This window comes from Pseudomonas sivasensis, from assembly GCF_013778505.1.
Classification (GTDB): domain Bacteria; phylum Pseudomonadota; class Gammaproteobacteria; order Pseudomonadales; family Pseudomonadaceae; genus Aquipseudomonas; species Aquipseudomonas sivasensis.
Genome location: NZ_JAAOWU010000002.1, coordinates 342,269 through 368,002, shown reverse-complemented (window position 1 = coordinate 368,002; position 25,734 = coordinate 342,269). Strand labels below are relative to the sequence as shown.

At 59.6% G+C, this 25,734-nt stretch carries 27 protein-coding genes and 1 other RNA gene; 15 read left to right on the top strand and 13 right to left on the bottom strand.

The features are described from left to right. Positions 1-44: 44 nt before the first annotated feature. The gene (locus G9Q84_RS05280) at positions 45-494 is read right to left on the bottom strand and encodes an EVE domain-containing protein (RefSeq protein ID WP_095185173.1); all 450 of its coding nucleotides are present in this window, start codon (positions 492-494) and stop codon (positions 45-47) included. A gap of 194 nt (positions 495-688) precedes the next feature. On the opposite strand from G9Q84_RS05280, the gene G9Q84_RS05275 reads away from it, so the two are divergent. Continuing rightward, positions 689-838, top strand: coding sequence for a hypothetical protein (locus G9Q84_RS05275; protein ID WP_010207387.1), 150 nt, complete (start codon positions 689-691; stop codon positions 836-838). 7 nt (positions 839-845) lie between these two features. Here the strand turns inward: G9Q84_RS05275 and G9Q84_RS05270 are convergent, their stop codons facing one another. From G9Q84_RS05270 to G9Q84_RS05255, 4 genes are all read right to left on the bottom strand, one after another. Further along, positions 846-1,475, bottom strand: a complete 630-nt coding sequence (locus G9Q84_RS05270) for a 5-formyltetrahydrofolate cyclo-ligase (RefSeq protein WP_181643048.1) — start codon at positions 1,473-1,475, stop codon at positions 846-848. Between the two features lie 58 nt (positions 1,476-1,533). Then, positions 1,534-1,712: non-coding RNA, 6S RNA (ssrS, locus tag G9Q84_RS05265), on the bottom strand. 30 nt (positions 1,713-1,742) lie between these two features. Then, the gene (locus tag G9Q84_RS05260; RefSeq protein ID WP_027608375.1) at positions 1,743-2,060 is read right to left on the bottom strand and encodes a cell division protein ZapA; all 318 of its coding nucleotides are present in this window, start codon (positions 2,058-2,060) and stop codon (positions 1,743-1,745) included. After that, positions 2,057-2,266 (bottom strand): TIGR02449 family protein, encoded by a 210-nt coding sequence (locus G9Q84_RS05255; RefSeq protein ID WP_007982902.1) that lies wholly within the window; start codon positions 2,264-2,266, stop codon positions 2,057-2,059. Before G9Q84_RS05255 ends, G9Q84_RS05260 begins: the two co-directional genes overlap by 4 nt. A gap of 139 nt (positions 2,267-2,405) precedes the next feature. Here G9Q84_RS05255 and G9Q84_RS05250 point away from each other — a divergent pair, with 139 nt between their 5' ends. The 9 genes from G9Q84_RS05250 (at position 2,406) to gcvH (ending at position 11,750) form a co-directional block, all read left to right on the top strand. After that, positions 2,406-2,963, top strand: a complete 558-nt coding sequence (locus G9Q84_RS05250; RefSeq protein WP_015886444.1) for a YecA/YgfB family protein — start codon at positions 2,406-2,408, stop codon at positions 2,961-2,963. 20 nt (positions 2,964-2,983) lie between these two features. Beyond that, entirely contained in the window at positions 2,984-4,306 is a 1,323-nt protein-coding gene (gene pepP / locus G9Q84_RS05245) for a Xaa-Pro aminopeptidase (protein ID WP_181642990.1), read from the top strand. Further along, the gene (ubiH, locus tag G9Q84_RS05240; protein WP_099601730.1) at positions 4,303-5,490 is read left to right on the top strand and encodes a 2-octaprenyl-6-methoxyphenyl hydroxylase; all 1,188 of its coding nucleotides are present in this window, start codon (positions 4,303-4,305) and stop codon (positions 5,488-5,490) included. The genes pepP and ubiH overlap by 4 nt, the downstream gene beginning before the upstream one ends. Continuing rightward, the gene (locus tag G9Q84_RS05235) at positions 5,483-5,968 is read left to right on the top strand and encodes a DUF4442 domain-containing protein (protein WP_032884283.1); all 486 of its coding nucleotides are present in this window, start codon (positions 5,483-5,485) and stop codon (positions 5,966-5,968) included. Before ubiH ends, G9Q84_RS05235 begins: the two co-directional genes overlap by 8 nt. Before the next feature lie 9 nt (positions 5,969-5,977). Beyond that, positions 5,978-7,195, top strand: a complete 1,218-nt coding sequence (locus G9Q84_RS05230) for a 2-octaprenyl-3-methyl-6-methoxy-1,4-benzoquinol hydroxylase (protein WP_181643047.1) — start codon at positions 5,978-5,980, stop codon at positions 7,193-7,195. A 95-nt stretch (positions 7,196-7,290) separates the two neighbouring features. Then, complete coding sequence (locus tag G9Q84_RS05225; RefSeq protein WP_032884279.1) at positions 7,291-8,295, top strand: extracellular solute-binding protein; 1,005 nt, start codon at positions 7,291-7,293, stop codon at positions 8,293-8,295. Positions 8,296-8,459: 164 nt separating this feature from the next. After that, positions 8,460-10,076 carry an ABC transporter permease gene (locus G9Q84_RS05220; protein ID WP_181642989.1) on the top strand — a complete coding sequence of 539 codons (1,617 nt, stop codon included), beginning with the start codon at positions 8,460-8,462 and terminating at the stop codon, positions 10,074-10,076. Between the two features lie 156 nt (positions 10,077-10,232). Next, complete coding sequence (gcvT, locus tag G9Q84_RS05215) at positions 10,233-11,315, top strand: glycine cleavage system aminomethyltransferase GcvT (RefSeq protein WP_032884277.1); 1,083 nt, start codon at positions 10,233-10,235, stop codon at positions 11,313-11,315. Positions 11,316-11,366: 51 nt separating this feature from the next. After that, on the top strand, positions 11,367-11,750 hold the full coding sequence (gcvH, locus tag G9Q84_RS05210) for a glycine cleavage system protein GcvH (RefSeq protein WP_095185169.1): 384 nt from the start codon (positions 11,367-11,369) through the stop codon (positions 11,748-11,750). Positions 11,751-11,796: 46 nt separating this feature from the next. Here gcvH and G9Q84_RS05205 read toward each other — a convergent pair whose 3' ends face one another. From G9Q84_RS05205 to G9Q84_RS05180, 6 genes are all read right to left on the bottom strand, one after another. Next, entirely contained in the window at positions 11,797-12,936 is a 1,140-nt protein-coding gene (locus G9Q84_RS05205; RefSeq protein ID WP_032884274.1) for a DegT/DnrJ/EryC1/StrS family aminotransferase, read from the bottom strand. Between the two features lie 164 nt (positions 12,937-13,100). After that, positions 13,101-13,415, bottom strand: coding sequence for a DUF2388 domain-containing protein (locus G9Q84_RS05200; RefSeq protein WP_003176799.1), 315 nt, complete (start codon positions 13,413-13,415; stop codon positions 13,101-13,103). A 69-nt stretch (positions 13,416-13,484) separates the two neighbouring features. Continuing rightward, complete coding sequence (locus G9Q84_RS05195) at positions 13,485-13,931, bottom strand: NfeD family protein (RefSeq protein WP_181642988.1); 447 nt, start codon at positions 13,929-13,931, stop codon at positions 13,485-13,487. A gap of 10 nt (positions 13,932-13,941) precedes the next feature. After that, positions 13,942-14,862, bottom strand: coding sequence for an SPFH domain-containing protein (locus G9Q84_RS05190; RefSeq protein WP_032884271.1), 921 nt, complete (start codon positions 14,860-14,862; stop codon positions 13,942-13,944). Positions 14,863-14,939: 77 nt separating this feature from the next. Next, a complete protein-coding gene (locus G9Q84_RS05185; RefSeq protein ID WP_181642987.1) occupies positions 14,940-16,619 on the bottom strand; it encodes a GspE/PulE family protein in 1,680 nt (559 codons plus the stop codon). Between the two features lie 83 nt (positions 16,620-16,702). After that, a complete protein-coding gene (locus tag G9Q84_RS05180; RefSeq protein ID WP_032884268.1) occupies positions 16,703-17,041 on the bottom strand; it encodes a hypothetical protein in 339 nt (112 codons plus the stop codon). 127 nt (positions 17,042-17,168) lie between these two features. Here G9Q84_RS05180 and G9Q84_RS05175 point away from each other — a divergent pair, with 127 nt between their 5' ends. Beyond that, entirely contained in the window at positions 17,169-17,633 is a 465-nt protein-coding gene (locus G9Q84_RS05175; protein WP_181642986.1) for an Lrp/AsnC family transcriptional regulator, read from the top strand. A gap of 90 nt (positions 17,634-17,723) precedes the next feature. On the opposite strand, the gene G9Q84_RS05170 is transcribed toward G9Q84_RS05175, so the two are convergent. Then, complete coding sequence (locus G9Q84_RS05170) at positions 17,724-19,091, bottom strand: CYTH domain-containing protein (protein ID WP_032884264.1); 1,368 nt, start codon at positions 19,089-19,091, stop codon at positions 17,724-17,726. Positions 19,092-19,249: 158 nt separating this feature from the next. Between G9Q84_RS05170 and argE the strand changes: the two genes are divergently transcribed. Together argE and argA are read left to right on the top strand one after the other, a co-directional pair. After that, positions 19,250-20,398, top strand: coding sequence for an acetylornithine deacetylase (argE, locus tag G9Q84_RS05165; RefSeq protein ID WP_032884262.1), 1,149 nt, complete (start codon positions 19,250-19,252; stop codon positions 20,396-20,398). A 143-nt stretch (positions 20,399-20,541) separates the two neighbouring features. Further along, on the top strand, positions 20,542-21,843 hold the full coding sequence (argA, locus tag G9Q84_RS05160) for an amino-acid N-acetyltransferase (protein ID WP_032884260.1): 1,302 nt from the start codon (positions 20,542-20,544) through the stop codon (positions 21,841-21,843). Between the two features lie 132 nt (positions 21,844-21,975). Here the strand turns inward: argA and tauA are convergent, their stop codons facing one another. Next, on the bottom strand, positions 21,976-22,962 hold the full coding sequence (gene tauA / locus G9Q84_RS05155) for a taurine ABC transporter substrate-binding protein (protein ID WP_181642985.1): 987 nt from the start codon (positions 22,960-22,962) through the stop codon (positions 21,976-21,978). 370 nt (positions 22,963-23,332) lie between these two features. Here tauA and G9Q84_RS05150 point away from each other — a divergent pair, with 370 nt between their 5' ends. Then, positions 23,333-24,733, top strand: a complete 1,401-nt coding sequence (locus G9Q84_RS05150; protein ID WP_032884257.1) for an OprD family porin — start codon at positions 23,333-23,335, stop codon at positions 24,731-24,733. Positions 24,734-25,026: 293 nt separating this feature from the next. Next, positions 25,027-25,665 carry a peroxiredoxin gene (locus G9Q84_RS05145; RefSeq protein ID WP_181642984.1) on the top strand — a complete coding sequence of 213 codons (639 nt, stop codon included), beginning with the start codon at positions 25,027-25,029 and terminating at the stop codon, positions 25,663-25,665. Positions 25,666-25,734: the final 69 nt, after the last annotated feature.

Genomic DNA, 25,734 nt, shown 5'->3' with positions numbered 1-25,734 from the left:
AAGGGGCAGATGCATGCGTCGAGCGCGTGACCGCAGGGTTCTCGTCAGCGCAGCGCCAGCACCGTCGCCCATTGCTCGGCGGTGACCGGCATCACCGACAGGCGGCTGCCTTTTTGCACCAGGGGCAATTCGGCGAGGGCGGTTTGCTGTTTCAGGTAGCCGAGCCCCAGCACCTTGGGGAAGGTTTGGACGTGCGCGACGTTGATCGCAGTCCACGGGTTTTTCTCCGGGGTGGCTTTGGCGTCGAAATAGTGGCTGTCCGGTTCCAGTGCGGTCGGATCCGGGTAGGCCGCTTCGACAATTTTGCCGATACCCGCAATGCCTGGCTCTGGGCAACTGGAGTGATAGAAGAAAAACTCATCGCCCACGGCCATGGCGCGTAGGAAGTTGCGCGCCTGGTAGTTGCGTACGCCGTCCCAGCGCGCTTCGCCAAGCTTTTCCAGGCCGCTGATGGACAGTTCGTCGGGCTCGGATTTCATCAGCCAGTAGGCCATTTTTGGGCTCCTGAAAAAGGCAGTGGGCAAGTTGTCAGGCAATTTGATGACAAACCGACAGTCGGTTGGCGCCAAGGTTTGCGTGTTGGTTCACGTTACCGCAAAATGCCGGCCTTTAAGCTTGACGCAGCTGCAACGGACTACTTTGGAACGTTGTTGTCATCGTGTACGAGATGCCTGAAGGGGGGCAATCGATGCAACGTAAACCGGATTTACTATGGATTTTGGTGATTTTGTTTGGTCTGGGCGTCGTGACCACCGGGTATGCCCAAAGCTTGTGGTCGAACAAGACCGATGCTCCCGTTGAACTGGCTCAACAGCAGCCGCAACCGTTCAAGCGTTAAGCCTTCTTCAAGACGCCGCTGCTTCAAGCGGCGTTTTTGCGACATACCACTGCTTATCAGTGACAGTGCCAGCCAATGGCACATCCCAACTGGCTTGTGCCAATCGATCGACCTTCTGACATTCATGGGCCAGGCCTAGCAGCGTCGGCTTGCGCCAGCTTTGACGGCGTGCCAGATACGCCAGGCTGCGGTCGTAGAAACCGCCGCCCATGCCCAGGCGGCCACCCGCGTCATCGAACCCCACCAACGGCAGCAACACCAGGTCCAGCGCCCACACCTTGCGCTGGCGCTTGGCATTGACCCTTGGCTCCAGAATTCGAAAGCGGTTGGGCAGCAGCTTTTCGCCAGGCTTCACGCGCTGGAACACCATCTTGGTACGCGGCCAAGCGCTGAGCACCGGCAGATAGGTGGCCTTGCCCCGGCGCTGAGCGGCGCGCAGCAGCAGGCGCGGATCGATTTCACCGTCCGTCGGTAGATACAAGGAAATATGTTTGGCCCGGCGAAACAGCGGGTGCTGTGCCAGTTGCCGATACAGGCCTTGGGCGGCTTGGCGCTGCTCGCTCGGCGTAAGGGCGCGGCGGGCGTTGCGTAACATGCGTCGAAGTTGCGGACGGGAAAGCGGCGCAGGTTCGGTCATGGTTTTTCGGCTCATAAAACAATGCCAGTCCTTAAGACTGGCATTGAGTTTGGAATTCAGGCTCCCCGACAGAACCGCTGTCGACTAAGCCCTTGAACCCGAAAGTTCAAGGTGGAAGAAGCAGTAGGCTTTAAGGCTTTCCGTCTAGCGGACATGCACACCAGCCCAACGTGCAACTTCCAGGGTAGTGCGAATCGGCTCCGGGACATCGCCGACTGGCAAGCACGCCAGGGAGTGGGGCGAGTATACCTTAAACAGTCGCGGGGATCAGCCCTTGGGTTGCTCTGTGTCGCTGGAAAGCACCAGATCAACACGTTCGAGCAGATCGCGAACCTGCTCGCGGGTCGAGCCGCTGGCCTGCACGTCAGGGCGTTCCTGCTTATGCAGCAGATCGTGGGTAATGTTCAGCGCGGCCATCACGGCGATACGGTCGGCGCCGATCACTTTGCCGCTGCTGCGGATTTCACGCATTTTTCCATCCAGGTAACGGGCGGCGCTCACCAGGTTGTTGCGCTCTTCCTGGGGACAGATGATCGAATATTCTTTGTCGAGGATCTGCACGGTGACGCTATTGCTTGAACTCATGAGTCTTGCTCCAGGGCCTTCAGGCGCGAAATCATCGATTCGACCTTACGCCGGGCGATTTCGTTTTTTTCAATGAGGTGAGCGCGTTCCTCGCGCCAGGTCTTTTCCTGAGCTAATAGGAGTCCGTTTTGACTCTTAAGTTGCTCGACCCGAGTAATTAGCAATTCGAGTCTGGCCATCAGCGCTTGCAGGTCGGTGTCTTCCATTGGGTTCCACTGGATTTTGTCTGATGAATGGCAACTGCAGGATAAACGATCTGACGCCCTTGATAGTCTTGGTACGTCTGCCGGTGCTAGGATACAGCGCTCCATTCTAGACATTGCGCCGTCTGGCGCCTAGCTCACCATGCCCATTCAGAACTCCCCGTACGATGCTTTTTCCAAACTGCTGAGCACCAGCGGCCACCCATGCTCGCCTGCCGAACTGCACGGCGTGCTGTTGGGTCGCAGCTGCACCGGTGTTGGCTTTGATGCCGACAACTGGTTGGCCGATGTCGCCGAGCTGTTGGAAACCGAACCGACCGACAACGTGCGTAACGCGCTGATCGGCCTGCAAGAGATGGTCAAGGGCGAACTGACCGGTGATGACGTCACCGTAGTCCTGTTGCTACCGACCGACGACGCTCCGCTCACCGAACGCGCCGCCGCATTGGGCCAATGGTGCCAGGGTTTCCTCCACGGTTTCGGCGTGAACGCCGGCGGCCTGGAGCTGAGCACCGACGCCAAGGAAGTGCTGCAGGACCTCGCCGCGATCTCCCAAGTGCAAGATGCGCTGGAAGAGTCCGAAGACGGCGAAGGCGACTACATGGAAGTCATGGAATACCTGCGCGTCGCGCCGTTGCTGCTGTTCACCGAGACCAAGAAGTCCGCTGAGCCTGCTGCACCCAAGCCGTCGCTGCACTAAGAAAGGAAGCCCATCTGCCCATGATCCATATCCCCAAAGCGGAATACACCCGCCGCCGCAAGGCGCTCATGGCGCAGATGGAACCCAACAGCATCGCGATTCTGCCGGCCGCCGCCGTGGCCATCCGCAATCGCGATGTCGAGCACGTTTACCGCCAGGACAGCGACTTCCAGTACCTGAGCGGTTTCCCCGAACCGGAAGCTGTGATCGTGCTGATGCCCGGTCGCCAGCATGGCGAGTACGTGCTGTTCTGCCGCGAACGCAATGTCGAGCGTGAACTGTGGGACGGCCTGCGTGCCGGTACCGAAGGCGCAATCCGTGAGTTTGGCGCCGACGATGCCTTCCCTATCACCGATATCGACGACATCCTGCCCGGCCTGATCGAAGGCCGTGACCGGGTGTATTCGGCCATGGGCAGCAACGCTGAATTTGACCGGCACGTGATGGAGTGGATCAACGTGATCCGCTCTAAAGCGCACCTCGGCGCCCAGCCCCCGAACGAATTTGTTGCCTTGGATCATCTGCTCCACGACATGCGCCTGTATAAATCGGCGGCAGAAGTGAGGGTGATGCGCGAGGCCGCGCGGATTTCCTGCGCTGCCCACGTCAAGGCGATGCAGGCCAGCCGCGCTGGGTTGCATGAGTTCAGCCTGGAAGCCGAGCTGGATTACGAATTCCGCAAAGGCGGCGCGAAGATGCCGGCTTACGGCTCCATCGTCGCCGCCGGGCGCAACAGCTGCATCCTGCATTACCAGCAGAATGACGCGCTGCTCAAGGATGGGGACCTGGTGCTGATCGACGCCGGTTGCGAGATCGACTGCTACGCCAGCGACATTACCCGCACCTGGCCGGTCAACGGAAAGTTTTCACCTGAGCAAAAAGCGATCTACGAGATTGTGCTGGCCTCCCAGGAAGCCGCCTTTGCCGAGATCGCGCCGAATAAACATTGGAACCAGGCCCATGAGGCGACCGTGCAGGTCATCACCGCTGGGCTGGTTAAGTTGGGACTGCTGCAAGGTGACGTTGACGAACTGATCGCCAGCGAAGCCTATAAACCTTTCTATATGCACCGCGCCGGCCATTGGCTGGGCATGGATGTGCACGATGTGGGCGAGTACAAGGTGGGCGGTGAATGGCGGGTGCTGGAAGTCGGCATGGCGTTGACCGTGGAGCCGGGGATCTATATTTCGCCGGACAACCAGAACGTGGCGAAGAAATGGCGTGGCATTGGCGTACGCATCGAGGACGACGTGGTAGTGACCAAGCAAGGCTGTGAAATCCTGACCGGCGGCGTTCCCAAGACCGTCGTCGAGATCGAAGCGCTGATGGCGGCCTCCCGATGAGCCGGGTCAATCTCGCGATTATCGGCGGTGGCCTGGTGGGCGCCAGCCTGGCGCTGGCGTTGCAGGCCGGGGCCAAGGCGCGGGGCTGGAAGATCATGCTGATCGAGCCCTTCGCTCCGGGCGACAGCTACCAGCCAAGCTACGATGCACGATCGTCGGCGCTGTCGTTTGGCGCGCGCCAGATTTATCAGCGGCTGGGTATCTGGCAGGAGGTTTCCCGCCGAGCCGAGCCGATCAAGCAGATTCACGTGTCGGACCGTGGGCGTTTCTCCACCGCACGTTTGTCCGCCATGGAGGAGGGTGTGCCAGCACTCGGCTACGTAGTGGAAAACGCCTGGCTCGGCCAATGCCTGTGGCAAGGCCTGGACAAAGACGTGGTCAGCTGGCGCTGCCCGGCGGAAGTCACCCGCATGGAGCCGCTGCCCGACGGCTATCGCCTGACGCTCAACGATGAAACCGTGTTGGAATGCGACCTCGCCGTGCTCGCCGATGGCGGCCGATCCGGCTTGCGCGAGCAATTGGGCATTGGCGTGAAGACCCGTCCGTACAACCAGAGCGCGCTGATTGCCAACATCACTCCCAGCGAAGCCCATAACGGCGAAGCCTTCGAGCGCTTCACCGACGAAGGCCCGATGGCCTTGCTGCCGCTGCCAGACAACCGCTGCGCGCTGGTGTGGACACGCATCGGCATGGACGCCCAGCGCCTGGCCGCCCTCGACGAACGCAGTTTCCTCAGCGAATTACAGAGCGTGTTCGGCTACCGTCTGGGCACCTTGAAGCAAGTCGGCGCGCGCCATTTGTATCCGCTGACCCTGGTGGAAGCCGAAGAGCAGGTACGTTCCCACCTGGTGATCCTCGGCAACGCCGCCCACAGCCTGCACCCAATTGCAGGGCAGGGTTTCAACCTTTCCCTGCGCGATGCGAGTGCCTTGGCCGAGGCCCTGCTCGCCGGGCCAGCGGTGCCCGGTGACCTGGCGACGTTACAGGCGTACCGCGAGCGCCAGCGTATGGACCAGAAGTTGACTGTCGGTTTCTCCGATCAGGTCACGCGCCTGTTTGGCAGTGCACAACCGCTGGTAGCGCTGGGCCGCAATATGGGTCTGCTGGGCCTGGATTTGTTGCCGCCGGCCAAACGCTGGTTCGCCCGTCAGGCCATGGGCTTGGGGACGCGTCCCGATGCGTAAGTGGTTGGTGGCGCGGTTGGGCAAGGCGCGCTTGCTGCGTTGGATCATGACCCTGTACCCGCCATACCTGGGCGCTGGCGTCAGCGTGCAGCATATGAGCGCGGATTTTCGTCACGTCAAAGTGCGCATGGGGCTGGGTTGGTACAACCGTAATTACGTCGGCACGCAGTTCGGCGGTAGCCTGTATTCGATGGTCGACCCGTTCTACATGCTGATGCTGATGGAAAATCTGGGCCGCGACTACATCGTCTGGGACAAGGCCGCGAGCATCGACTTTATCTCGCCGGGCAAAGGCCCGGTGTACGCCGAATTTTTCATCGACGAGGCCTTGCTTGACGAGGTGCGCCGACAGACCGAAGGCGGCGAGAAATACCTGCCTCACCTCACGGTCCAGATTCATGACGGCTCCGGCACCCTGGTGGCGCGGGTCGACAAAACCCTTTACGTGCGGCGCAAGCCGCAAGCGAGACAGGCTTAAACCATGGACATGCGCGCAGATGTGCTGATTGTCGGGGCCGGAATGGTCGGAAGCGCGCTGGCGCTGGCGTTGCAGGGCAGTGGCCTGCAAGTGCTGCTGCTCGATGGCAGCCCGCTGAGCGTCAAACCGTTCGACCGTGAAGCGGCCTTCGAACCCCGCGTGAGCGCCTTATCGGCCGCCAGCCAGCGCATCCTGGAGCGCTTGGGCGTGTGGGACGGCATTGTGTCGCGCCGGGCCAGCCCTTACGGCGAGATGCAGGTGTGGGATGGCAGCGGCACTGGGCAGATCCACTTTTCGGCGGCCAGCGTGCACGCCGAGGTGCTCGGGCATATCGTCGAAAACCGTGTGGTGCAGGATGCTTTGCTTGATCGCCTGCACGACTGCGACTTGGGCCTGCTGGCCAACGCGCGGTTGGAGCAGATGCGCCGCTCCGGCGATGACTGGCTGCTGACCCTGGCCGATGGCCGCACCTTGCGCGCGCCGTTGGTGGTCGCCGCCGATGGCGCCAACTCCGCCGTGCGTCGCCTGACCGGCACCGCCACCCGTGAATGGGATTACTTGCATAACGCCATCGTCACCAGCGTACGTAGCAGTCAGCCGCACCAGCGTACGGCGTGGCAACGCTTTACCGACACCGGCCCGTTGGCGTTTTTGCCGTTGGTACGCGATGGGCAGGAAGATTGGTGTTCGATCGTATGGTCCACCACACCGGCTGAGTCCGAGCGCCTGATGGCCTTGGATGATGAGAGTTTTTGCCGTGAGCTGGAGCGCGCCTTTGAAGGGCGGCTTGGCACTGTGGTCAGTGCTGATCCACGGGTTTGCGTACCGTTGCGCCAGCGTCACGCCAAACGCTACGTGGCTGAGGGCCTGGCGTTGATCGGCGATGCGGCTCATGTGATCCACCCGTTGGCCGGGCAGGGCGTCAACCTGGGTTTCCTCGATGCGGCGGTGCTGGCCGAAGTGTTGCTGTCGGCTACTGAACGCGGCGAGCGTCTGGCGGATGTGAAAGTGCTGAGCCGTTATGAACGTCGTCGGATGCCCCACAACTTGGCGCTGATGGCCGCAATGGAAGGTTTTGAGCGGTTGTTCCAGGCCGATCAACTGCCGTTACGTTGGTTGCGTAACGCCGGGCTGAAGATGGTCAACCAGATGCCCGAAGCCAAAGCGGTATTTGTGCGCCAGGCCTTGGGCTTGACGGGCGATCTGCCAACACTCGCGAAACCCTGAGGCATCTGTGCAACATCTGGTAACGCCTCCACCGAGCGTTACCAAATGTGAGTCCCTATCATTTGCGCTCACTTTGCAAATGAGAGACCGCACCCATGTTGGCACCCAAGCGCCTACTGACTGCCCTGGCACTCACCCTGATCGGCAGCACGACTGTGCAGGCAGCCGACGAAGTGGTGGTCTACTCCTCGCGCATCGACGAACTGATCAAACCCGTGTTCGATGCCTACACCAAAAAGACTGGCGTCCAGGTGAAGTTCATCACCGACAAGGAAGCCCCGCTGATGCAGCGCATCAAGGCCGAGGGCGAAAACGCTACCGCCGACCTGTTGCTCACCGTGGATGCCGGCAACCTCTGGCAGGCCGAGCAAATGGGCATCCTGCAACCCTTCACCTCACCCGTGATCGACAAGAACATTCCTCTGCAATACCGCTCATCCGCCCACGCTTGGACTGGCTTGAGCCTGCGTGCGCGGACCATCGCCTATTCCACTGACCGGGTAAAACCGGGTGACTTGACCACCTACGAAGCCCTGGCCGACAAACAGTGGGAAGGTCGTCTGTGCCTGCGCACGGCGAAAAAGGTCTACAACCAGTCGCTCACCGCGACCCTGATCGAAACCCACGGCGCGGCCAAGACCGAAGAAATCGTCAAGGGCTGGGTGAATAACCTCTCTACTGACGTGTTCTCTGATGACATCGCCGTGCTGGAGGCGATCAACGCCGGGCAGTGCGACGTGGGTATCGTCAACACCTACTACTACGGCCGCCTGCACAAGCAGAAGCCGGACCTGGCTGTGAAGCTGTTCTGGCCGAACCAGGGCGACCGTGGTGTGCATGTGAACCTGTCGGGTATCGGCTTGACCAAGCACGCGCCACACCCGGAAGCCGCCAAGGCTCTGGTGGAATGGATGACCACACCTGAAGCGCAGAAGATCTTTGCCGATGTGAATCAGGAGTTCCCGGCCAACCCGGCTGTACCGCCGTCGGCCGAAGTGGCGACCTGGGGCAAGTTCGTTGCGGACACCTTGCCGGTGGAAGTGGCGGGTAAGCGCCAGGCTGAAGCCATTCGCTTGATGGATCGCGCCGGCTGGAACTAAGTACAATTTGTAGGACGCCGCAGATCCAAATGTGGGAGGGGGCTTGCCCCCGATGGCGGAGGATCAGTCACCGATGAGTCGACTGACATTCCGACATCGGGGGCAAGCCCCCTTCCACATTGGGTTGTGGTGATTTCAAGATCTTCATTATCGAGAACCCACCTTTGGCCCACCCCGCCCAACGCCGCTGGTACCTGCCGGTTTTCACCGTCGCCGCCCTGGTGCTGCTGCCGCTGAGCGTGCTGTTGCTGTCCTGGCAAAGCATCGATGCGCAAATCTGGTCCCATCTGTGGGAAACCCAGATGCCCCGGCTGCTGGGCAATACCCTGACCCTTGTGGTTGGGGTGGGTTTGGGCGTGACCCTCTTGGGCGTAAGCCTGGCCTGGCTCACTAGCCTCTGCGAATTCCCCGGCCGGCGCTGGCTTGACTGGGCGTTGATGCTCCCCTTCGCCATCCCCGCCTACGTGCTTGCCTTCGTCTTTGTTGGCCTGCTGGATTTCGCAGGCCCAGTGCAGACCCTGCTGCGAGAGTGGTTCGGCACCGGTCTGCGCCTGCCTCGCGTGCGTTCCACCAGTGGCGTGATCATCGTGTTGGTGCTGGTGTTCTACCCCTACGTCTACCTGCTGGCGCGCACTGCATTCCTGGCCCAGGGCAAAGGCCTGATGGAAGCCGCGCGAGTGTTGGGGCAATCGCCGTGGCAAGCGTTCTGGCGCGTGGCGCTACCCATGGCGCGGCCGGCGATTGGCGCCGGGGTCGCCCTGGCGTTGATGGAAACCCTGGCGGATTTCGGTGCGGTCTCGGTGTTCAACTTCGATACCTTTACCACCGCGATCTATAAAACCTGGTACGGCTTTTTCAGTCTTTCCAGCGCAGCCCAACTGGCCAGCCTGTTATTGCTGGTGGTGATGCTGGTGCTGTACGGCGAACGGCGTGCCCGTGGCGCGAGCCGTCCCAGCAATGATCGGCCTCGGGGCAAGGCGCTCTACCACCTGCGTGGGTTCAAAGCGTTAGCCGCCAGTGCCTGGTGTGGGCTGGTGTTTGCGTGCGCCTTTGTCATTCCGGTGCTGCAGTTGATCGCGTGGTTCTGGCAGCGCGGCCGGTTCGACCTGGATGAGCGCTATTCGGGCCTGATCGTCCACACCCTCTATCTCGGTGGTATTGCGGCATTGATCACGGTCAGCGTGGCGCTGGTACTTGCCTTCGCCAACCGCCTGTCGCCGACCCGGGCGATTCGCTCCGGTATCAGCCTGGCCAATGTTGGCTATGCATTGCCGGGTTCGGTGCTGGCGGTGTCGATCATGTTGGCGTTCAGTTATCTGGACCGCGAACTGGTGGTGCCGCTGTCCGGCTGGCTCGGTGGTGCGGGCAAACCGCTGTTGCTGGGCAGCCTGTCGGCGCTGGTGCTGGCGTATCTGGTGCGTTTTCTAGCGGTGGCCTACGGGCCGCTGGAAAATAGCCTGGCGCGCATCCGGCCTTCGTTGCCGGAAGCGGCGCGTAGTTTGGGCGTGAGTGGGCCGCGACTGTTTTGCAAAGTGTATCTTCCGCTGTTGCTACCCGGCACCCTGAGTGCTGCGCTGCTGGTGTTCGTGGATGTGCTCAAGGAAATGCCCGCAACCTTGCTGATGCGCCCGTTCGGCTGGGACACCCTGGCGGTGCGGATCTTTGAAATGACCAGCGAAGGCGAGTGGGCACGGGCTTCGCTGCCGGCACTGACACTGGTACTGGTGGGCCTGCTGCCGGTGATCGGGCTGATCCGACGCTCTGCCCGACCAATCGGTTAGGTGTCAGTCCTACGGCTTGAGGCTACAATGCGCGGCATTCGGTGCGCTCCGCCTTTCGGATCGGGTCGTTGTACGTGGCTGCAGCCCTTGTAATTCAAGGTCTTCAGCACGAACAGCAACGCTGCGCACCTTCGCCAAGCCCGGAAGGAGAAACCCATGGGACAGCGTACGCCTCTGTATGACCTGCATCTCGCCCTCGGCGCGAAAATGGTCGATTTTGGCGGTTGGGATATGCCTTTGCATTACGGCTCGCAAGTTGAAGAGCACCATCAGGTGCGACGCGACTGCGGGGTGTTCGATGTATCTCATATGACCGTGATCGATATCAGCGGCCCCCAGGCCAAGGAATGGCTCCAGCACCTGCTGGCCAATGATGTCGAACGTTTGCATGGCTGTGGCCGTGCGTTGTACAGCGCCATGCTCAACGAGCAGGGCGGCGTGGTGGACGACATGATTGTCTATCGCACTGATGCCGGGTACCGGTTGGTGGTCAACGCCGCCACTCGTGACCAGGACATCGCCTGGATGCAGGCGCAACTCGGCAGCTATCAAGTGCAACTGCACGAGCGGCCCGAGTTGGCCATGCTCGCCATTCAAGGCCCCCATGCTCGGCAGAAGATCGCCGAGTTGGTCACCCAGTCTCGCGGCACCCTGATCCACCAGCTCAAGCCATTTGAAGGCGAGGCCGACGGCGATTGGTTTATCGCCCGCACGGGTTACACCGGCGAAGACGGCCTGGAAATTGTGTTGCCTGCCGATCAGGCACCGGGATTTTTCAACGATCTGGTGGGTGCAGGCATCTCACCTATCGGCCTCGGCGCGCGGGACACCCTGCGCCTGGAAGCCGGCATGAACCTGTACGGCCAGGATATCCACCAGAACGTTTCGCCCCTGGCGGCCAACATGGCGTGGAGTATCGCCTGGGAACCAGCCGAGCGCGATTTCATCGGGCGTGCGGCGCTGGAAGCAGAGCTGGCCGCCGGTGTGCAGTTCAAACTGGTCGGGCTGGTACTGGAAGAACGTGGGGTTTTACGCGCTCATCAGGTAGTTCGCATCGCCAATGTTGGCGAAGGTGAGATCACCAGTGGTAGTTTCTCTCCTACGCTGAGCAAATCCATTGCCTTGGCGCGTGTACCGACGGCAACTGCCGACCGGGCCGAAGTGGAAATCCGCGGCAAGTGGTACCCGGTTCGAGTGGTCAAACCGACCTTCGTGCGCCATGGCAAAACCTTGATCTAACTATTTCCGGCAGGCCGATGGCCGCTGACACTACTTCTGAGGACACAGACTATGAGCAATATCCCGGCCGACCTGCGTTTTGCCGAGAGTCATGAATGGGCCCGTCTGGAAGCTGACGGTACCGTGACCGTCGGGATCTCCGACCACGCCCAGGAAGCGTTGGGTGATGTGGTGTTTGTTGAGTTGGCCGAAGTCGGCGCCCAGTTTGGCGCGACTGATCAGGCAGGTGTGGTGGAGTCGGTCAAGGCCGCTTCGGATATCTACGCCCCGGTTGCAGGCGAAGTGATTGCAGTCAACGAGGAACTGAGTGGTAGCCCCGAGTTGCTGAACTCCGACCCGTACGGCGCCTGGATCTTCAAGCTCAAGCCAAGCAACCCGGCTGACCTGGAAAAACTGCTGGATGCTGCTGGTTACAAAGCCGCCATCGGCGAGTAACACCGCACATAACCCTGTAGGCGCCGGCAAGCCGGCCCCTATAGGGTTAGCGTTTGAGCACCGCTTTCACTGCCGCCACCGACCGCTCCACATCCGCCTCAGTCATCGCCGTGAACATCGGCAATGAAACAATCAAGCGCCCAACCTTTTCCGCCACCGGGAACATGCCTTCCTTGAAACCCTGTGCCCGATAAAGGCTCAGCAGGTGGATCGGTGGGTAGTGATAACCAATGCCCACGCCATGAGCCTGCATCTGTTCCATGAACGTTGCGCGGGCCGGCAGGCCGTCCTGACGCTCCGGCAGCACTAGCTGGAACAGGTGCCAGTTGCTGTTTTCGAAGTCGGCGGGTGGCAGTTGTGCGCCGTACTTCTCTTCAAAGTCACTGCCGAAACACTTGAAGTAGTGCCTCGCCAGGTTCTGGCGGTGGGCGGTGATTTTCTCGATATGGGCAAACTGCCCCAGGCCAATGGCCGCAGCGATATCGGTCATATTGAACTTGCCACCCAGCACATCAACATCCAGGCCGTCGAAGCCGGTACGGGTGACGCCCTGCAGGCGGTATTTTTCTGCCAGGCGTGCCTCTTCGGCGCTATTCAAAACCAGGCAACCACCCTCGGACGAGGTGATGTTCTTGTTGGCCTGGAAGCTGAACGAAACGAAGTCCCCGGTGGCGCCAATGCGTTCGCCATCCCAACTGGAGCCAAGGGCCTGGGCCGCGTCTTCGACGATACGCAGTTTGTACTTGTTGGCCAGCGCGTAAAGCATTGGCATATCCAACGGCAGCCCGGCCAGGTAAACGGGGATGATGGCCTTGGTGCGCGGTGTGATCGCGGCTTCCACCTGGGACAGGTCGATATTGCGGGTGATTGGGTCGATATCGGCGAACACAGGTGTGGCACCGACTTCCAGAATCACGTTGGCCGTTGCCACCCAGGAAATCGGTGTGGTGATGACTTCATCCCCAGGCCCGATACCGGCGATGCGCAAGGCAATCTCCATGGTGCAGGTGCCCGAGTTGAAGGTGCGAACGTGGCGGCCGCCAAAGTATTCCGACAGCTGCGCCTCGAACGCCTGCACCTTCGGCCCGCTGGTGATCCAGCCCGAACGCAATACATCGCCCACCGCCGAGATGGTGGCTTCATCGATGGTGGGTTTGGAGAACGGCAGAAAGGGCAGTTGGCTCATAACGACGAATGCATCCGTTTCAGGTTGGCGATGAGTACGGGAGGTATCAGTGCCGGCATGGTTGCACGGCTTGACTGAATATAGCCTGTCACCTGTGAATGAATCGTCATGTTACGGGCAAAAAAAATGCCGCTTCAAAAGCGGCATTCTTCAGAGTGCGGAAATCACTCGGTGACAGCGTTTTTCGCGAGGATAGCGTTAGCCAGCTCCATATCCGTGGCCTGCAGGCCAGGATTGTCGGCGCGGACTTTCTGCATGGCGGCTTCCAGGTATGGGCCACGGATGCCGCCGTCGCTGGCAACAAAGCTGCCTGCGTCGTCTTGTGCGGCAACGACCAGCTTGTGGTCCTTGAAGGTCAGGTACGTCGAGCCGGTGGTGGCGCCCGACGAGATAACATTGCGCCAGAAACTGTCGGCCATGGCTGAACCGACAGGAAGGGAAAGCACAGCAAGGGTAGCGACAGCATATTTAAGACGCATGGTGGGTGACTCCGGGTGGGTGATCTGTACCGTTTGATTGTAGTTAGCCCAACCGAGTTCCATCACTGACTAAACAGTTTCTACCTTCAAAATCACGCCATCCAGGCCAACCACCCGTACTTGAGCGCCTGCAGGGCTGTCAGGACCGGTCACCATCCATACGCCATCACCGACTTTTACCTTACCCCGACCGCCCGCGATCGCCTGGTGCACTACAAATGTGCGGCCGATCAGCTCCGAGCCGCGCTCGTTGAGCCCCGGTTGGTCACTGGCCTTTGCGCTGCTGCGCTGGCGTTTCCACCAGTACACCGCTGTCAATATCGACAACACGGCGAACAGCAACAGTTGCCATTCCAGCCCCAGGGGCGGTACCAGGAACTTGATAACGCCTACGGCTGCTGCTGCGATACCCATCCATAGCAGGTAACCACCGGCGCCGAACACTTCAAGAATCAACAGCACTGTACCCAGCGCCAGCCAATCCCAGAATGAAAGATGCTGCAGGAAATCCCACATGGCGACGGCCTCAACCTTTCTTGTTATCGAACGTTGCCTTGACGATCTCGCCGATGCCGCCCACCGCACCGATCACCTGGCTGGCTTCAAGCGGCATCAGGATGACCTTGCTGTTGTTGGCCGAGGCAAGTTTGCCCAAGGCGTCGATGTATTTTTGCGCAACGAAGTAGTTGATGGCCTGCACGTTACCGGTGGCGATGGCCTCGGAGACCACCTGGGTTGCACGGGCTTCAGCCTCTGCTTGACGCTCACGGGCTTCAGACTCCAGGAATGCGGCTTGGCGCCCACCTTCAGCTTCAAGAATCTGTGCCTGCTTCTTGCCTTCGGCAGTCAGGATTGCCGATGCTCGCAGGCCTTCGGCCTCAAGGATTTGCGCACGCTTGATCCGCTCGGCTTTCATCTGGCCGGACATGGCGGCCATCAGGTCGGCGGGCGGGCTGATGTCTTTGATCTCGATACGGGTGATCTTGATGCCCCACGGAGCGGTGGCTTCATCCACGGTGCGCAGCAGTTTTTCGTTGATGCCGTCACGCTGGCTGAGCATGGCATCCAGCTCCATAGAGCCGAGCACGGTGCGGATATTGGTTTGCAGCAAATTGCGGATGGCGTGTTCGAGGTTGTTGACCTCGTAGGCGGCCTGGGCGGTATTGACCACCTGGAAAAAACACACGGCGTCGATCTGTACGGTGGCGTTGTCGGCGGTGATGACTTCCTGGGGTGGAATATCCAGCACGCTCTCCATCACGTTGATCTTGCGGCCGATGCGATCCATGACCGGGATGATGATGTTCAGGCCAGGCTTGAGGGTGTTGGTATAACGGCCGAAACGCTCGACGGTCCACTGGTAGCCTTGAGGCACCACCTTGAAGCCCATGAATAATATGGCGGCGGCCAAGCCCACGAAAAGAAGCAGTACGGTTCCGATCTGCATAGCGATTCCCTATCTGATGGTGTCAGTTAAACGACGGTTGGCCGAGTGTAACGGTGTTGTCACAGATAAGAACGATTTCAGCGCGCCGTAACCAAAGGATTTGTTACCGAATCCCCAGGCGTTACTCGCAACACTTCGGCCATCGTGGTCAGCCCAGCTTGCGCCTTCCTCAATCCGGCCATGCGCAGGCTGCACATGCCTTGCGCAATAGCCGCCTGGCGTAAGGTCTGCACGTCGGCGCCCGGAGTGATCAGTGCTTTGATCGACTCATTCAACACCATGATTTCGTAGACCCCTGCGCGTCCCCGGTACCCGCTGTTCCGACATTCCGCACATCCGACGGCCTCGTGGACATCGCCCGTCGAGCGCTTGCAATGGGGGCACAGCACTCGTACCAAGCGCTGCGCCATAACACCCAACAAGGTGGCCTTGATCAAATAATGAGCGATGCCCAGTTCCTGCAAGCGGCTAATGGCGCTGGGCGCATCGTTGGTGTGCAGCGTCGAGAGGACCAAGTGCCCGGTCAGTGCGGCCTGGATAGCCATTTCTGCGGTTTCCTGATCGCGAATCTCGCCGATCATGATGATGTCCGGGTCTTGGCGCAGCAGAGCGCGGATGCCGCTGGCGAAGGTCAGGTCGATGTTGTGCTGCACCTGCATCTGGTTAAAGGCCGGCTCGACCATCTCGATCGGATCTTCCACCGTGCACAGGTTGACCTCCCGGGTCGCCAGTTGCTTGAGCGTGGTGTAAAGAGTGCTGGTCTTGCCTGAGCCGGTAGGACCGGTGACGAGGATGATGCCGTTGGTCTGGCGCGTCATCGCGTGCCAGCGGTGCTGGTCCTCGGTGGATAAACCCAACTGGTCAAAATCCTTGAGCAGCACCTGAGGGTCGAAAATCCGCATCACCAGTTTCTCGCCGAAGGCTGTGGGCAAGGTCGACAGACGCAACTCAACTTCTGCGCCCGTCGGGCTTTTGGTCTTGACCCGGCCATCCTGGGGCTTGCGCTTTTCTGCCACGTTCATCCGCCCCAGGCTTTTCAGGCGGCTGACCACCGCCATCGTCACCTGGGGTGGAAATTGATAGACGTCGTGCAGCAGCCCATCAATGCGAAAACGTACCCGGCCCTGCTCACTGCCAGGCTCGATATGAATATCGCTGGCCCGCTGTGCGAAGGCGTACTGCAACAGCCAGTCGACGATATTAACGATATGTGCGTCATTCGCGTCCGGCTCCTGGTCGCTGGCGCCAAGGTTCAGCAACTCGAAGTTACCCGGCACCACGACCTTTTGATCGGCCCCGCTGACGGACTTCGCCAGCCGGTAAAACTCGCTGATACACCGCTGGATGTCCTGAGGGTTTGCAACCACTCGCTTGATCGAACGCTTGAGTACTTGCGCCAGTCCGGATTCCCAACTGCTGACGTGGGGCTGGGCGCTGGCGACGGTAACGGTATGCGCATCCACGGCCACGGCAAGAATGGCGTGGCGCTGGGCGAACGCGTGGGACATCAGTGGCACCACTGTTGCGACATCTATCTTCAACGGGTCGATACGCAGATAAGGTTGCTGGACACGCTGGGCAAGCCATTGGGTCAGGGTTTCCAGGGAAGGCCCATGGGCGGCGATGCGCTCCAATGGGTGTTGAGCGTTGTCGGGGTGCGCCGCCGATAACCGCTGCGCGGCGTCGGGAGTGATCAAACCTTCCTCCACCAAGGCCGGCAGCAACGCATGCAGTTCCAATCGCTGATCAACAGACATGAAGGTGTTCCTGGGTAGCCTTGGACGAAATTTCAGGCTAGCCAGCTCCCGAGTTTCATCCTCCCAGTGTGTGTTGCAGGTCTTTACTGAGCGGCTGCAACCACCGCTATAGGCCCCACGGAATCAGCTGACCACATGTCCAGCGCGCACACGCTGATCAGGTTTCGAATCTTTTCACCGATGACTTGGGCCCGATGCCAGCTCAGGCCGTCGATCACGATATCGATGTTCAGCAGGTCGTCTTCCCGATTCACGGCGACGTGCCGAGGCGTCAGAAACTGCAACGCAAAATAGTTGAGTACTCGGCACAACACATCGGGCTCCGCCTCGGCAACGATCTGGTAGTGCGCCTGGCAATGGGCGCTGGTGACAGCCCACGCATCGGCGCGCGCAGCAGGTTGGATGGTTTCGACGGCGTGCATGCTGACTCTCCAGATTCGATGGAAGGAATTTTTACATTCGCCAGCGGAGATTTCTTATCTAAGATGGGCATGTTTTGCTAAAAATCGAATAGATCAATTCGAGTTATATTAAATAATGGGTATTTCTATGCATAGCGAGTTAGACGCCTACGACCGTCGCATCCTGGCCCTGTTGCAGGAGGACGCTTCGCTTTCCAGTGCACAGATTGCCGAACAGGTGGGTTTGTCCCAGTCGCCATGCTGGCGACGAATCCAGCGGCTGAAGGAGGAAGGTGTGATCCGCAGGCAGGTGACGTTGTTGGATCGCAAGAAGATCGGCCTCAACACGCAGATTTTTGCCGAGGTCAAACTCAACGCCCACGGCCGATCCAACTTCACTGAGTTCACCGATGCGATTCGCGGCTTTCCGGAAGTGTTGGAGTGCTATGTGCTAATGGGGGCGGTGGATTTTCTGCTGCGCATCGTGACGTCGGACATCGAGGCGTACGAGCGGTTTTTCTTTGAGAAATTGTCGATGGTGCCAGGGATTCAGGAGGTGAACTCGATTGTGGCGTTGTCGGAAATCAAGTCCACCACTTCCCTGCCAGTCTAGCGCTGACAGCGGGGGCTTCATCGGGGGCAAGCCCCTCCCACAGTTGAAACGCGTCCAAATGTGGGAGGGGCTTGCCCCCCGATGGTGGTATTACAGACGCAGAAGAGTCTTCCAGGCACGGTTCTGGTACACCGCAATCGCCTGATGCATACGCGCATCCAGCGATTCATCAGTGATCGGCTGGTTGGCCAATTGCGCCAACTTGTTCAGTTCGCCGTACAAACGGTCCAGCTCAGGAATATCCACCACGTTACGCGCATGGTGCAGCCAGGCCTGGATGCGTTCGATACGCGGCAGTTGCTCGGCCAGGTCTTCCGGTTGTTGCTGGTAGCGCGGCAGTTGCAGGGCGACGGCATCTTCGGCCAACAGGCGTGGCAGCCAGTTGGTGATTTGCGCAGCGCCCTGACGGTTGCCACGCACGTTGCGGTCGGCGGTCCAAGTGCGGGCGAGCAGCCATCGCGACAGGTTCAGTGAGAACAGGCCCCAACGCACGTCTTCCAACTCTTCGACGAATTGCTCCGGTGCGGCTTTGCGGATGTCTTCATCGTCGTCACCGGCTTGTACCAGTGGGCGCCAATCTTCCAGCAAGGCATCGAGTACGCTGCGCAGTTCGCTGGTGGATTGACGCGGTGCGGCCTGGCCGAGGCTGCCGATCAGGGCACGCAATTCGCCGAGGTTGTCGACCCAGTCTTGCAGCAGGCGCCAGTGGCCATTGAAGCGATATTGTTCGGCCAGGCGTTGGCTGCTGCCCAACAGGTGCCACATGATCGCGGCAAAGGCGTCGTCCAACGGCATTTCGGCGTGGATCTGCGGCGCCGGCAGGCTCAGGGAGTAGCTGCTGGCGTCGTACAGGCGATAGCCGCGCTCGGCCTTGCTGATATCGCACGGCATCAGGGCAAGCGTCGCGGCCAGTTCAGCGGCCAGCTCCAGCAAGGCCGCTGGTTCGCCTTCGCGCAGTTCCAACTCCAGCTCGCAGATTTCTTCTTTCTGTTTGCCGACCACCACGTGGCCCAAGTCCAGGGCGGCTTCGATCACGACTTTGGCCTTACCGCGGCCCCAGGCGATTTCAGCGCGTTCACGCACGAAGTCGGTGGTGAAGATCGGCTTGAGGGTCTTCTTGTCCAGCTCGGCCAATTGCTCGGGCCAGCATTCGCCGTCGAGTTTCTTCACGTCGAGCTTGGCTTTGGGCAGGTCCCAGTTGTACTCATTGCGTTCCGACAAACCGGCGACGCTTTGGCCACGGGTCTTGAGGGTCTGGATAATGTCGTCACCGTCTTTGCGCAGGCGCAGGGCGACTTTTGCCTGGGCCAGGTCGCGCTCGGGGGTGTCAAAGTACTGGTTCATCAACTCACGGCGTTCCCAGCCACTTTTGTTGCGTTTTTTCAGTAACGGGTGCTCACGCAGCGCGGCGAGTGTTTCGCGGCTGACGCGTAGCTTGATTTCGGTTTCTTTCTGCATGGCCGGAAAATCCAGGATCGGGAGCGCAGCCGGGGAAAAGTGTGGCTGCCAAGGTCGTGCAGTGTACAGGACTGAGCCCGGCAACGTGCCGCAACGGTTTATTGTGTCGTGCAGATGGCTCTATAGTGGGGCTCATCCGGGAAGTTGAGAGACCGCGCATGCCGTTACCGTCCATGAAAGAGCAGTTTGCCGCCTTGATTGCCGCACCGTCGGTCAGTTGCACCCAAGCGTCTCTCGACCAGACCAACCGGCCCGTGATCGATTTGCTCGCCAGTTGGCTGGGTGATCTGGGTTTTGCCATCGACATCCAGCAAGTCAGCCCCGGCAAGTTCAACCTCTTGGCCAGCTTCGGCAGCGGCCCCGGTGGACTGGTGCTGGCCGGTCATAGCGACACCGTCCCTTATGACGCCGCCCTGTGGAAAACCGACCCGCTCAAGCTGACGGAAGTCGACGGCCGCTGGGTAGGATTGGGCAGTTGCGACATGAAGGGCTTTTTCGCCCTGGCCATCGAAGCCGTGTTGCCGCTGCTGGACCAACCGTTCAAGCAACCGCTACTGATCCTCGCCACCTGCGACGAAGAAAGCTCCATGTCCGGCGCCCGCGCGCTGGCCGAAGCCGGGCGCCCTCTGGGCCGTGCGGCGGTGATCGGCGAGCCCACCGGGCTCAAGCCAATCCGCCTGCACAAAGGCGTAATGATGGAGCGCATCGACATCCTTGGGCGCAGCGGCCACTCGTCGGATCCAAGCCTGGGCCACAGCGCCCTCGAAGCCATGCACGATGCCATCGGCGAGTTGCGTGGCCTGCGCCTGGCCTGGCAGCGCGAGTACCGCAACCCGCAATTCAGCGTACCGCAGCCGACCATGAACTTCGGCTGTATCCACGGTGGCGACAACCCGAACCGCATCTGCGGTCAGTGCTCCCTGGAGTTCGACCTGCGGCCCTTGCCGGGCATGGACCCACAGGTGTTGCGTGCAGCCATCCGGCAGAAGCTCGAACCCTTGGCCGAGCGGCATCAGGTCAAGATCGACTATGCGCCGCTGTTCCCCGAGGTGCCGCCGTTCGAACAATCGGAAGACGCCGAACTGGTGCGGGTTGCGGAACGATTGACCGGTCATCGTGCCGAAGCAGTAGCGTTCGGCACCGAAGCGCCTTATCTTCAGCGCCTTGGTTGTGAAACCCTGGTGCTTGGCCCTGGCGACATCGCCTGCGCCCACCAACCGGGTGAGTACCTCGAAATGTCACGCTTGACGCCTACAGTGCGTCTATTGCGGGAACTGATCGACCATTACTGCCTGAAACCTGCATAAATTAACCCCAGCCTATTCGTACATACGTACATAGAAGGAGAGCGAGCGTGTCGCCAAGCCTGTTCCGACGATAACCATCAGCCCGCTGTGCGTTTTCACGATTCATCCTTTTTTGGCTGCTTTTTATTACAGGCCCAGGTGTTATGCCCGAATACGTCAATTGGCTTCGTCACGCTTCGCCCTACATCAACGCCCACCGCGACTGCACTTTTGTAGTCATGCTGCCTGGCGACGGTGTGGACCATCCCAACTTCGGCAATATCGTCCACGACCTGGTGCTGCTGCACAGCCTGGGCGTGCGGCTGGTGCTGGTTCATGGCTCGCGCCCACAGATCGAAGCGCGCCTTGAAGCGCGCGGCCTGATCCCGGCTTATCACGAAGGTATGCGTATCACCGACGCGCCGACGCTGGAATGCGTTATCGACGCCGTCGGCCACCTGCGTATCGCTATCGAAGCGCGCTTGTCGATGGACATGGCCTCGTCGCCGATGCAAGGCTCGCGCCTGCGCGTGGCCAGCGGCAATCTTGTGACCGCGCGCCCGATCGGCGTGTTGGAAGGCGTGGACTATCACCACACCGGCGAAGTGCGTCGGGTCGACCGCAAAGGTATTAATCGCCTGCTGGACGAGCGCTCCATCGTGCTGCTGTCGCCATTGGGTTACTCGCCTACCGGTGAAATCTTCAACCTGGCCTGCGAAGACGTCGCCACCCGCGCCGCCATCGACCTGGGAGCCGACAAACTGTTGCTGTTCGGCGCCGACCTCGGCCTGATCGATGAAAATGGCCGGTTGGTGCGCGAACTGCGTCCGCAACAAGTACCGGCTCACCTGCAACGCCTGGGCAGTAGCAACTACCAGGCCGAACTGCTCGATGCCGCGGCCGAGGCTTGCCGGGGCGGGGTAGGGCGCAGCCATATCGTCAGCTACGCCGAAGATGGCGCGCTGCTCACCGAACTGTTTACACGCGATGGCGGCGGCACGCTGGTGGCCCAGGAGCAATTCGAACTGGTGCGCGAAGCGGCGATCGAAGACGTCGGTGGTTTGCTTGATCTGATCAGCCCGCTGGAAGAGCAGGGCATCCTGGTACGCCGTTCGCGGGAAGTGCTGGAGCGTGAAATCGAGCAGTTCAGCGTGGTCGAGCGCGAAGGCATGATCATCGCCTGTGCGGCGCTTTATCAGATTGCCGATTCGGATGCGGGTGAGCTGGCGTGCCTGGCGGTGAACCCGGAGTATCGCCATGGCGGTCGTGGTGATGAGTTACTCGAGCGCATCGAAACACGCGCCCGTGCCCAAGGCTTGAAGACCTTGTTCGTCCTCACCACTCGCACCGCGCACTGGTTCCGTGAGCGTGGTTTTGTACCGAGTACTGTGGACCGACTGCCGTCGGCGCGGGCGTCGCTGTACAACTATCAGCGTAATTCGAAGATTTTCGAAAAGGCGCTGTAAACCCGATCTTCAAAGCGCTGGAGATCCAAATGTGGGAGGGCGCTTGTTCCCGATAGCGGTGTATCAGTCAGAGAGATGTCGACTGATACACCACCATCGGGAGCAAGCCCCCTCCCACGTTTTTTACCGAGTTTAGTCTTTGATGAATTTGTCGGTCACAAAGGCCGAATAGTCCGGTAGCACCGTCTCAACCTTCCCCTGCTCCTTCAAGAATTTCGCTGTCTCCCCAATCGCCTTCGCCGTGCCGCCTTTGAGCAGCGCATCGGTTTGCTGCGCTTGGGCATCCGGGAATGTGGTGCCTGCCAGCAGCTCGGGAATGTCCGCGGCATTAGAGCCTGTCAATTTGGCGATTTTCTGCACCGGCTCCGAGTCCACCGTCCAGCTGTCTTTATGGGCGGCATAATCGGCGAACGAGTCCAGGGTCACCTTGGCAAACTTGGCAACTGCCTCAGGATGTTTCTCCGCAAAATCCTTGCGCGCCACCCAGACTTCAAACGTCGGAGCACCCCACTGGCCCACCTGGGCCGCGTCAGTCAGGGTTTTGCCGGTCTTGCGGATTTCTCCCAGCGCAGGCGACCACACGAAGGCTCCATCGATATCCCCACGTTTCCACGCAGCGGCAATTTCAGCCGGTTGCAGGTTGACCACTTTGACTTGCTTGGTGTCCAGACCCCAGTGCTTCAAGGCGCCGAGCAGGCTGTAATGAGACGTCGAGACAAAGGGCGTCGCGATCGTCTTGCCGATCAAGTCTTCGGGTTTATCGATGCCGCTGCCGTTGCGAACTACCAGGGCTTCAGAACTATTGATCTGCGCCGATACGATGAACGCGACGATGGGTAGATTGCGCGAGGCAGCAGCTGCCAGGGGGCTGGACCCGAGGTTGCCGATTTGCACATCGCCGGAGGCGATGGCTGTTACGACTTCCGGACCACTGTTGAAGCGGCGCCAGGCAATCTTCTCGCCAATGGCCTTTTCATAGGCGCCATCGGCCTGTGGGACCTTGCTGGGATCGATGCCGGTTTGGTAGCCGATGGTCAAATCGGCGGCTTGGACAGCAAAAGAAACTATTAGTGACACAAAAACTGTAACAAATTGACGGGAGGATATGCGTTTGGCCATGATGGCGTCGCCTTTTTGATCGTGGGTGACGTATGCAGCAGAGTCGTCACACTAATCGATCTAAAAAAGCGCTAATAAATACCCTTTAGGAATTAGCTTATGGAGCGGGTGGTCTATTCTGACCGGTCCTTTTCATGCAAAGGCTTATTCCCAGATCGTATGAAAAAGAATGAAATAATTCTTTTTGGGTGTATGAAAAACTCATTACCCTGCAGGGACCAAATCAACTGCGATTAGACGAAGGTAGTAGACACACAAGGTTACGATTGACTTGTCAGTCACTATCCGGTGGTAATCGCGCATCTGTGGATCGAGGGCGTCAGACCCGAGACCAAAGAAATACAAAAATTAGAAATGAGAGGAGCGGTACATGAAGAAGTCCACCTTGGCTTTGGCTGTAGCTTTGGGCGCGATCGCCCAGCATGCAGGCGCTGCCGGTTTCATCGAAGACAGCAAGGCCACACTGGGTCTGCGTAACTTCTACATCAACACTGATAACCGTGACGACGCTACCAAAGCAGCCGGCGCGCAGAACAAGTCGGAAGAGTGGGGCCAGGCTTTTGACCTGCGCTTCATCTCCGGTTACACCCAAGGCACCGTAGGCTTTGGTCTTGACGCTATCGGCCTGCTGGGCGTGCGTCTGGATTCGGGCGGCGGCACCAACGGCGCCACTGCTCCGTCGACTGGCAACGCTGGCTCTTACGGCGGCACGGTTTTCCCGAGCAAGTCCAATGGCGAAGCCGTTGATAACTACTCCAGCCTGGGCCTGACTGCCAAAGCCAAGATCTCCCAGACCGAATTGAAGCTGGGCACGCTGCAGCCAAAGCTGCCGGTTCTGGTGACCAACGATGGTCGTCTGCTGCCGCAAACCTTCCAGGGTGGCCAGATTACTACCAACGATATCAAGGACTTCACGCTGGTAGCGGGTCAGATCGAAAAGGCCAAGGGTCGTAACTCCAGCAACGTTGAAAACCTGTCCATCGCAGGTGCCAACGGTCGTACTGCTGCGGGTCGCGACAGCAACAAGTTCATCTACGCCGGTGGCGACTACAAGATCACCAAAGACCTGACTGCCCAGTACTACTACGGCAATCTGGACCAGTTCTACAAGCAACACTTCCTGGGCCTGCTGCACAACTGGGCTATCGGTCCTGGCGTGTTGAAAACCGACTTGCGCTACTTCAATAGCCGCTCTGACGGTAACAACAGCAACGACGCCAACTACTTCACCAGCGGTGACTACGGTACTAACGCCGCCGGCGCTAATATCGTCAAAGGTAAAGTCGACAACAACCTGTACAGCGGCTTGTTTCTGTACACCGTTGAAGGTCACACCTTCGGTGGCGGTTACCAGGCCAGCAACGGCAACAGTGACTTCCCGTTCCTGAACCAGGGCGATGGTGCGTCGGCTTATCTGACCACTGACTCGCAGATTGCCAAGTTTGCCCGTGCTGGCGAACGTACCTGGCAAGCTCGCTACGCGTATGACTTCGCCAAGATTGGCGTACCTGGCTTGACCGCTGGTGTGGTTTACCTGCGTGGCGACAATATCGATACCCGTGGCCGAGTGGGTGTTGCTCAGGTCCAGACAAACTCCAACGGCGCGAGCGAGTGGGAACGTGACATCACTGTTGCCTACGTCGTGCCACAAGGTCCGCTGAAGAACGTTGGCGTAGCCTGGAAAAACGCCATGTGGCGCAACGATATTGCGGGCCAGCGCGATCAGGACGAAAACCGCCTGATCGTCAGCTACTCGCTGCCACTGTTCTAGTAGCGTGAAGCTGTTGTAAGACTGTAAAAACCTTGCCCGGCGCAACGCCGGGCAAGGTGTCTTGCTTTTCAAGTCGGGCTCAACCCCCGCAAGCCCTTCCTGAACCCCTCTTTGTACAGCGTCTCAAGGCCTTCTCGAACCTTGGAAACGATGGTGCCCTTCACCGTTTCCGGCGTCCAATGAACACATTTTTAATATTCCTTTATCGTCTAGATAAATCGATATTTATTCTTTTTAAATAATCTCTAATCCATGCACAGTGGGCTCCATAAGCACTCACCAGGAGCCACACCATGAGCCTAAGACTGGGCGATATCGCCCCCGACTTCGAACAGGATTCCAGCGCCGGCAAGATTCGTTTCCACGAATGGTTGGGCGATAGCTGGGGTGTGTTGTTTTCCCATCCGGCGGACTTCACCCCGGTGTGCACCACCGAGCTTGGTTTTACCGCCAAGCTCAAGGATGAATTCGCCCAGCGCGGCGTCAAAGCCATCGCCCTGTCGGTCGACCCGGTGGATTCGCACCACAAGTGGATCGAAGACATCAACGAAACCCAGAACACTATCGTCAACTTCCCGATCCTCGCCGACGCCGACCGCAAGGTTTCGGACCTCTACGACCTGATCCACCCAAACGCCAGTGACACCCTCACTGTGCGCTCTCTGTTCGTGATCGACCCGAACAAAAAGATACGCCTGACCATCACTTATCCGGCCAGTACGGGTCGCAACTTCCACGAAATCCTGCGGATCATCGACTCGCTGCAACTGACCGATAACTACAAAGTCGCCACTCCCGCCAACTGGCAGGACGGTGATGAAGTGGTGATCGTGCCGTCGCTCAAGGATGAGGAAGAGATCAAGAAGCGCTTTCCGAAGGGTTATCGGGCGGTGAAGCCGTATCTGCGGCTTACTCCACAGCCCAATCGTTAGCACATAACTGTGTGGGAGGGGCTTGCCCTCGATTTCGGTGGATCAGCCAATTCGTTGGTCACTGACACA

Coding starts and splice junctions, on each gene's coding strand:
- G9Q84_RS05235 (WP_032884283.1), top strand. CDS start 5,483: ATGCGTAAGTGGTTGGTGGCGCGGTTGGGCAAGGCGCGCTTGCTGCGT.
- argA (WP_032884260.1), top strand. CDS start 20,542: ATGCCCGAATACGTCAATTGGCTTCGTCACGCTTCGCCCTACATCAAC.
- G9Q84_RS05175 (WP_181642986.1), top strand. CDS start 17,169: ATGCATAGCGAGTTAGACGCCTACGACCGTCGCATCCTGGCCCTGTTG.
- G9Q84_RS05150 (WP_032884257.1), top strand. CDS start 23,333: ATGAAGAAGTCCACCTTGGCTTTGGCTGTAGCTTTGGGCGCGATCGCC.
- gcvT (WP_032884277.1), top strand. CDS start 10,233: ATGGGACAGCGTACGCCTCTGTATGACCTGCATCTCGCCCTCGGCGCG.
- argE (WP_032884262.1), top strand. CDS start 19,250: ATGCCGTTACCGTCCATGAAAGAGCAGTTTGCCGCCTTGATTGCCGCA.
- G9Q84_RS05260 (WP_027608375.1), bottom strand. CDS start 2,060: ATGAGTTCAAGCAATAGCGTCACCGTGCAGATCCTCGACAAAGAATAT.
- G9Q84_RS05145 (WP_181642984.1), top strand. CDS start 25,027: ATGAGCCTAAGACTGGGCGATATCGCCCCCGACTTCGAACAGGATTCC.
- G9Q84_RS05230 (WP_181643047.1), top strand. CDS start 5,978: ATGCGCGCAGATGTGCTGATTGTCGGGGCCGGAATGGTCGGAAGCGCG.
- G9Q84_RS05190 (WP_032884271.1), bottom strand. CDS start 14,862: ATGCAGATCGGAACCGTACTGCTTCTTTTCGTGGGCTTGGCCGCCGCC.
- tauA (WP_181642985.1), bottom strand. CDS start 22,962: ATGGCCAAACGCATATCCTCCCGTCAATTTGTTACAGTTTTTGTGTCA.
- G9Q84_RS05270 (WP_181643048.1), bottom strand. CDS start 1,475: ATGACCGAACCTGCGCCGCTTTCCCGTCCGCAACTTCGACGCATGTTA.
- G9Q84_RS05180 (WP_032884268.1), bottom strand. CDS start 17,041: ATGCACGCCGTCGAAACCATCCAACCTGCTGCGCGCGCCGATGCGTGG.
- ubiH (WP_099601730.1), top strand. CDS start 4,303: ATGAGCCGGGTCAATCTCGCGATTATCGGCGGTGGCCTGGTGGGCGCC.
- G9Q84_RS05250 (WP_015886444.1), top strand. CDS start 2,406: ATGCCCATTCAGAACTCCCCGTACGATGCTTTTTCCAAACTGCTGAGC.
- G9Q84_RS05205 (WP_032884274.1), bottom strand. CDS start 12,936: ATGAGCCAACTGCCCTTTCTGCCGTTCTCCAAACCCACCATCGATGAA.
- G9Q84_RS05225 (WP_032884279.1), top strand. CDS start 7,291: ATGTTGGCACCCAAGCGCCTACTGACTGCCCTGGCACTCACCCTGATC.
- pepP (WP_181642990.1), top strand. CDS start 2,984: ATGATCCATATCCCCAAAGCGGAATACACCCGCCGCCGCAAGGCGCTC.
- gcvH (WP_095185169.1), top strand. CDS start 11,367: ATGAGCAATATCCCGGCCGACCTGCGTTTTGCCGAGAGTCATGAATGG.
- G9Q84_RS05200 (WP_003176799.1), bottom strand. CDS start 13,415: ATGCGTCTTAAATATGCTGTCGCTACCCTTGCTGTGCTTTCCCTTCCT.
- G9Q84_RS05185 (WP_181642987.1), bottom strand. CDS start 16,619: ATGTCTGTTGATCAGCGATTGGAACTGCATGCGTTGCTGCCGGCCTTG.
- G9Q84_RS05280 (WP_095185173.1), bottom strand. CDS start 494: ATGGCCTACTGGCTGATGAAATCCGAGCCCGACGAACTGTCCATCAGC.
- G9Q84_RS05275 (WP_010207387.1), top strand. CDS start 689: ATGCAACGTAAACCGGATTTACTATGGATTTTGGTGATTTTGTTTGGT.
- G9Q84_RS05195 (WP_181642988.1), bottom strand. CDS start 13,931: ATGTGGGATTTCCTGCAGCATCTTTCATTCTGGGATTGGCTGGCGCTG.
- G9Q84_RS05255 (WP_007982902.1), bottom strand. CDS start 2,266: ATGGAAGACACCGACCTGCAAGCGCTGATGGCCAGACTCGAATTGCTA.
- G9Q84_RS05170 (WP_032884264.1), bottom strand. CDS start 19,091: ATGCAGAAAGAAACCGAAATCAAGCTACGCGTCAGCCGCGAAACACTC.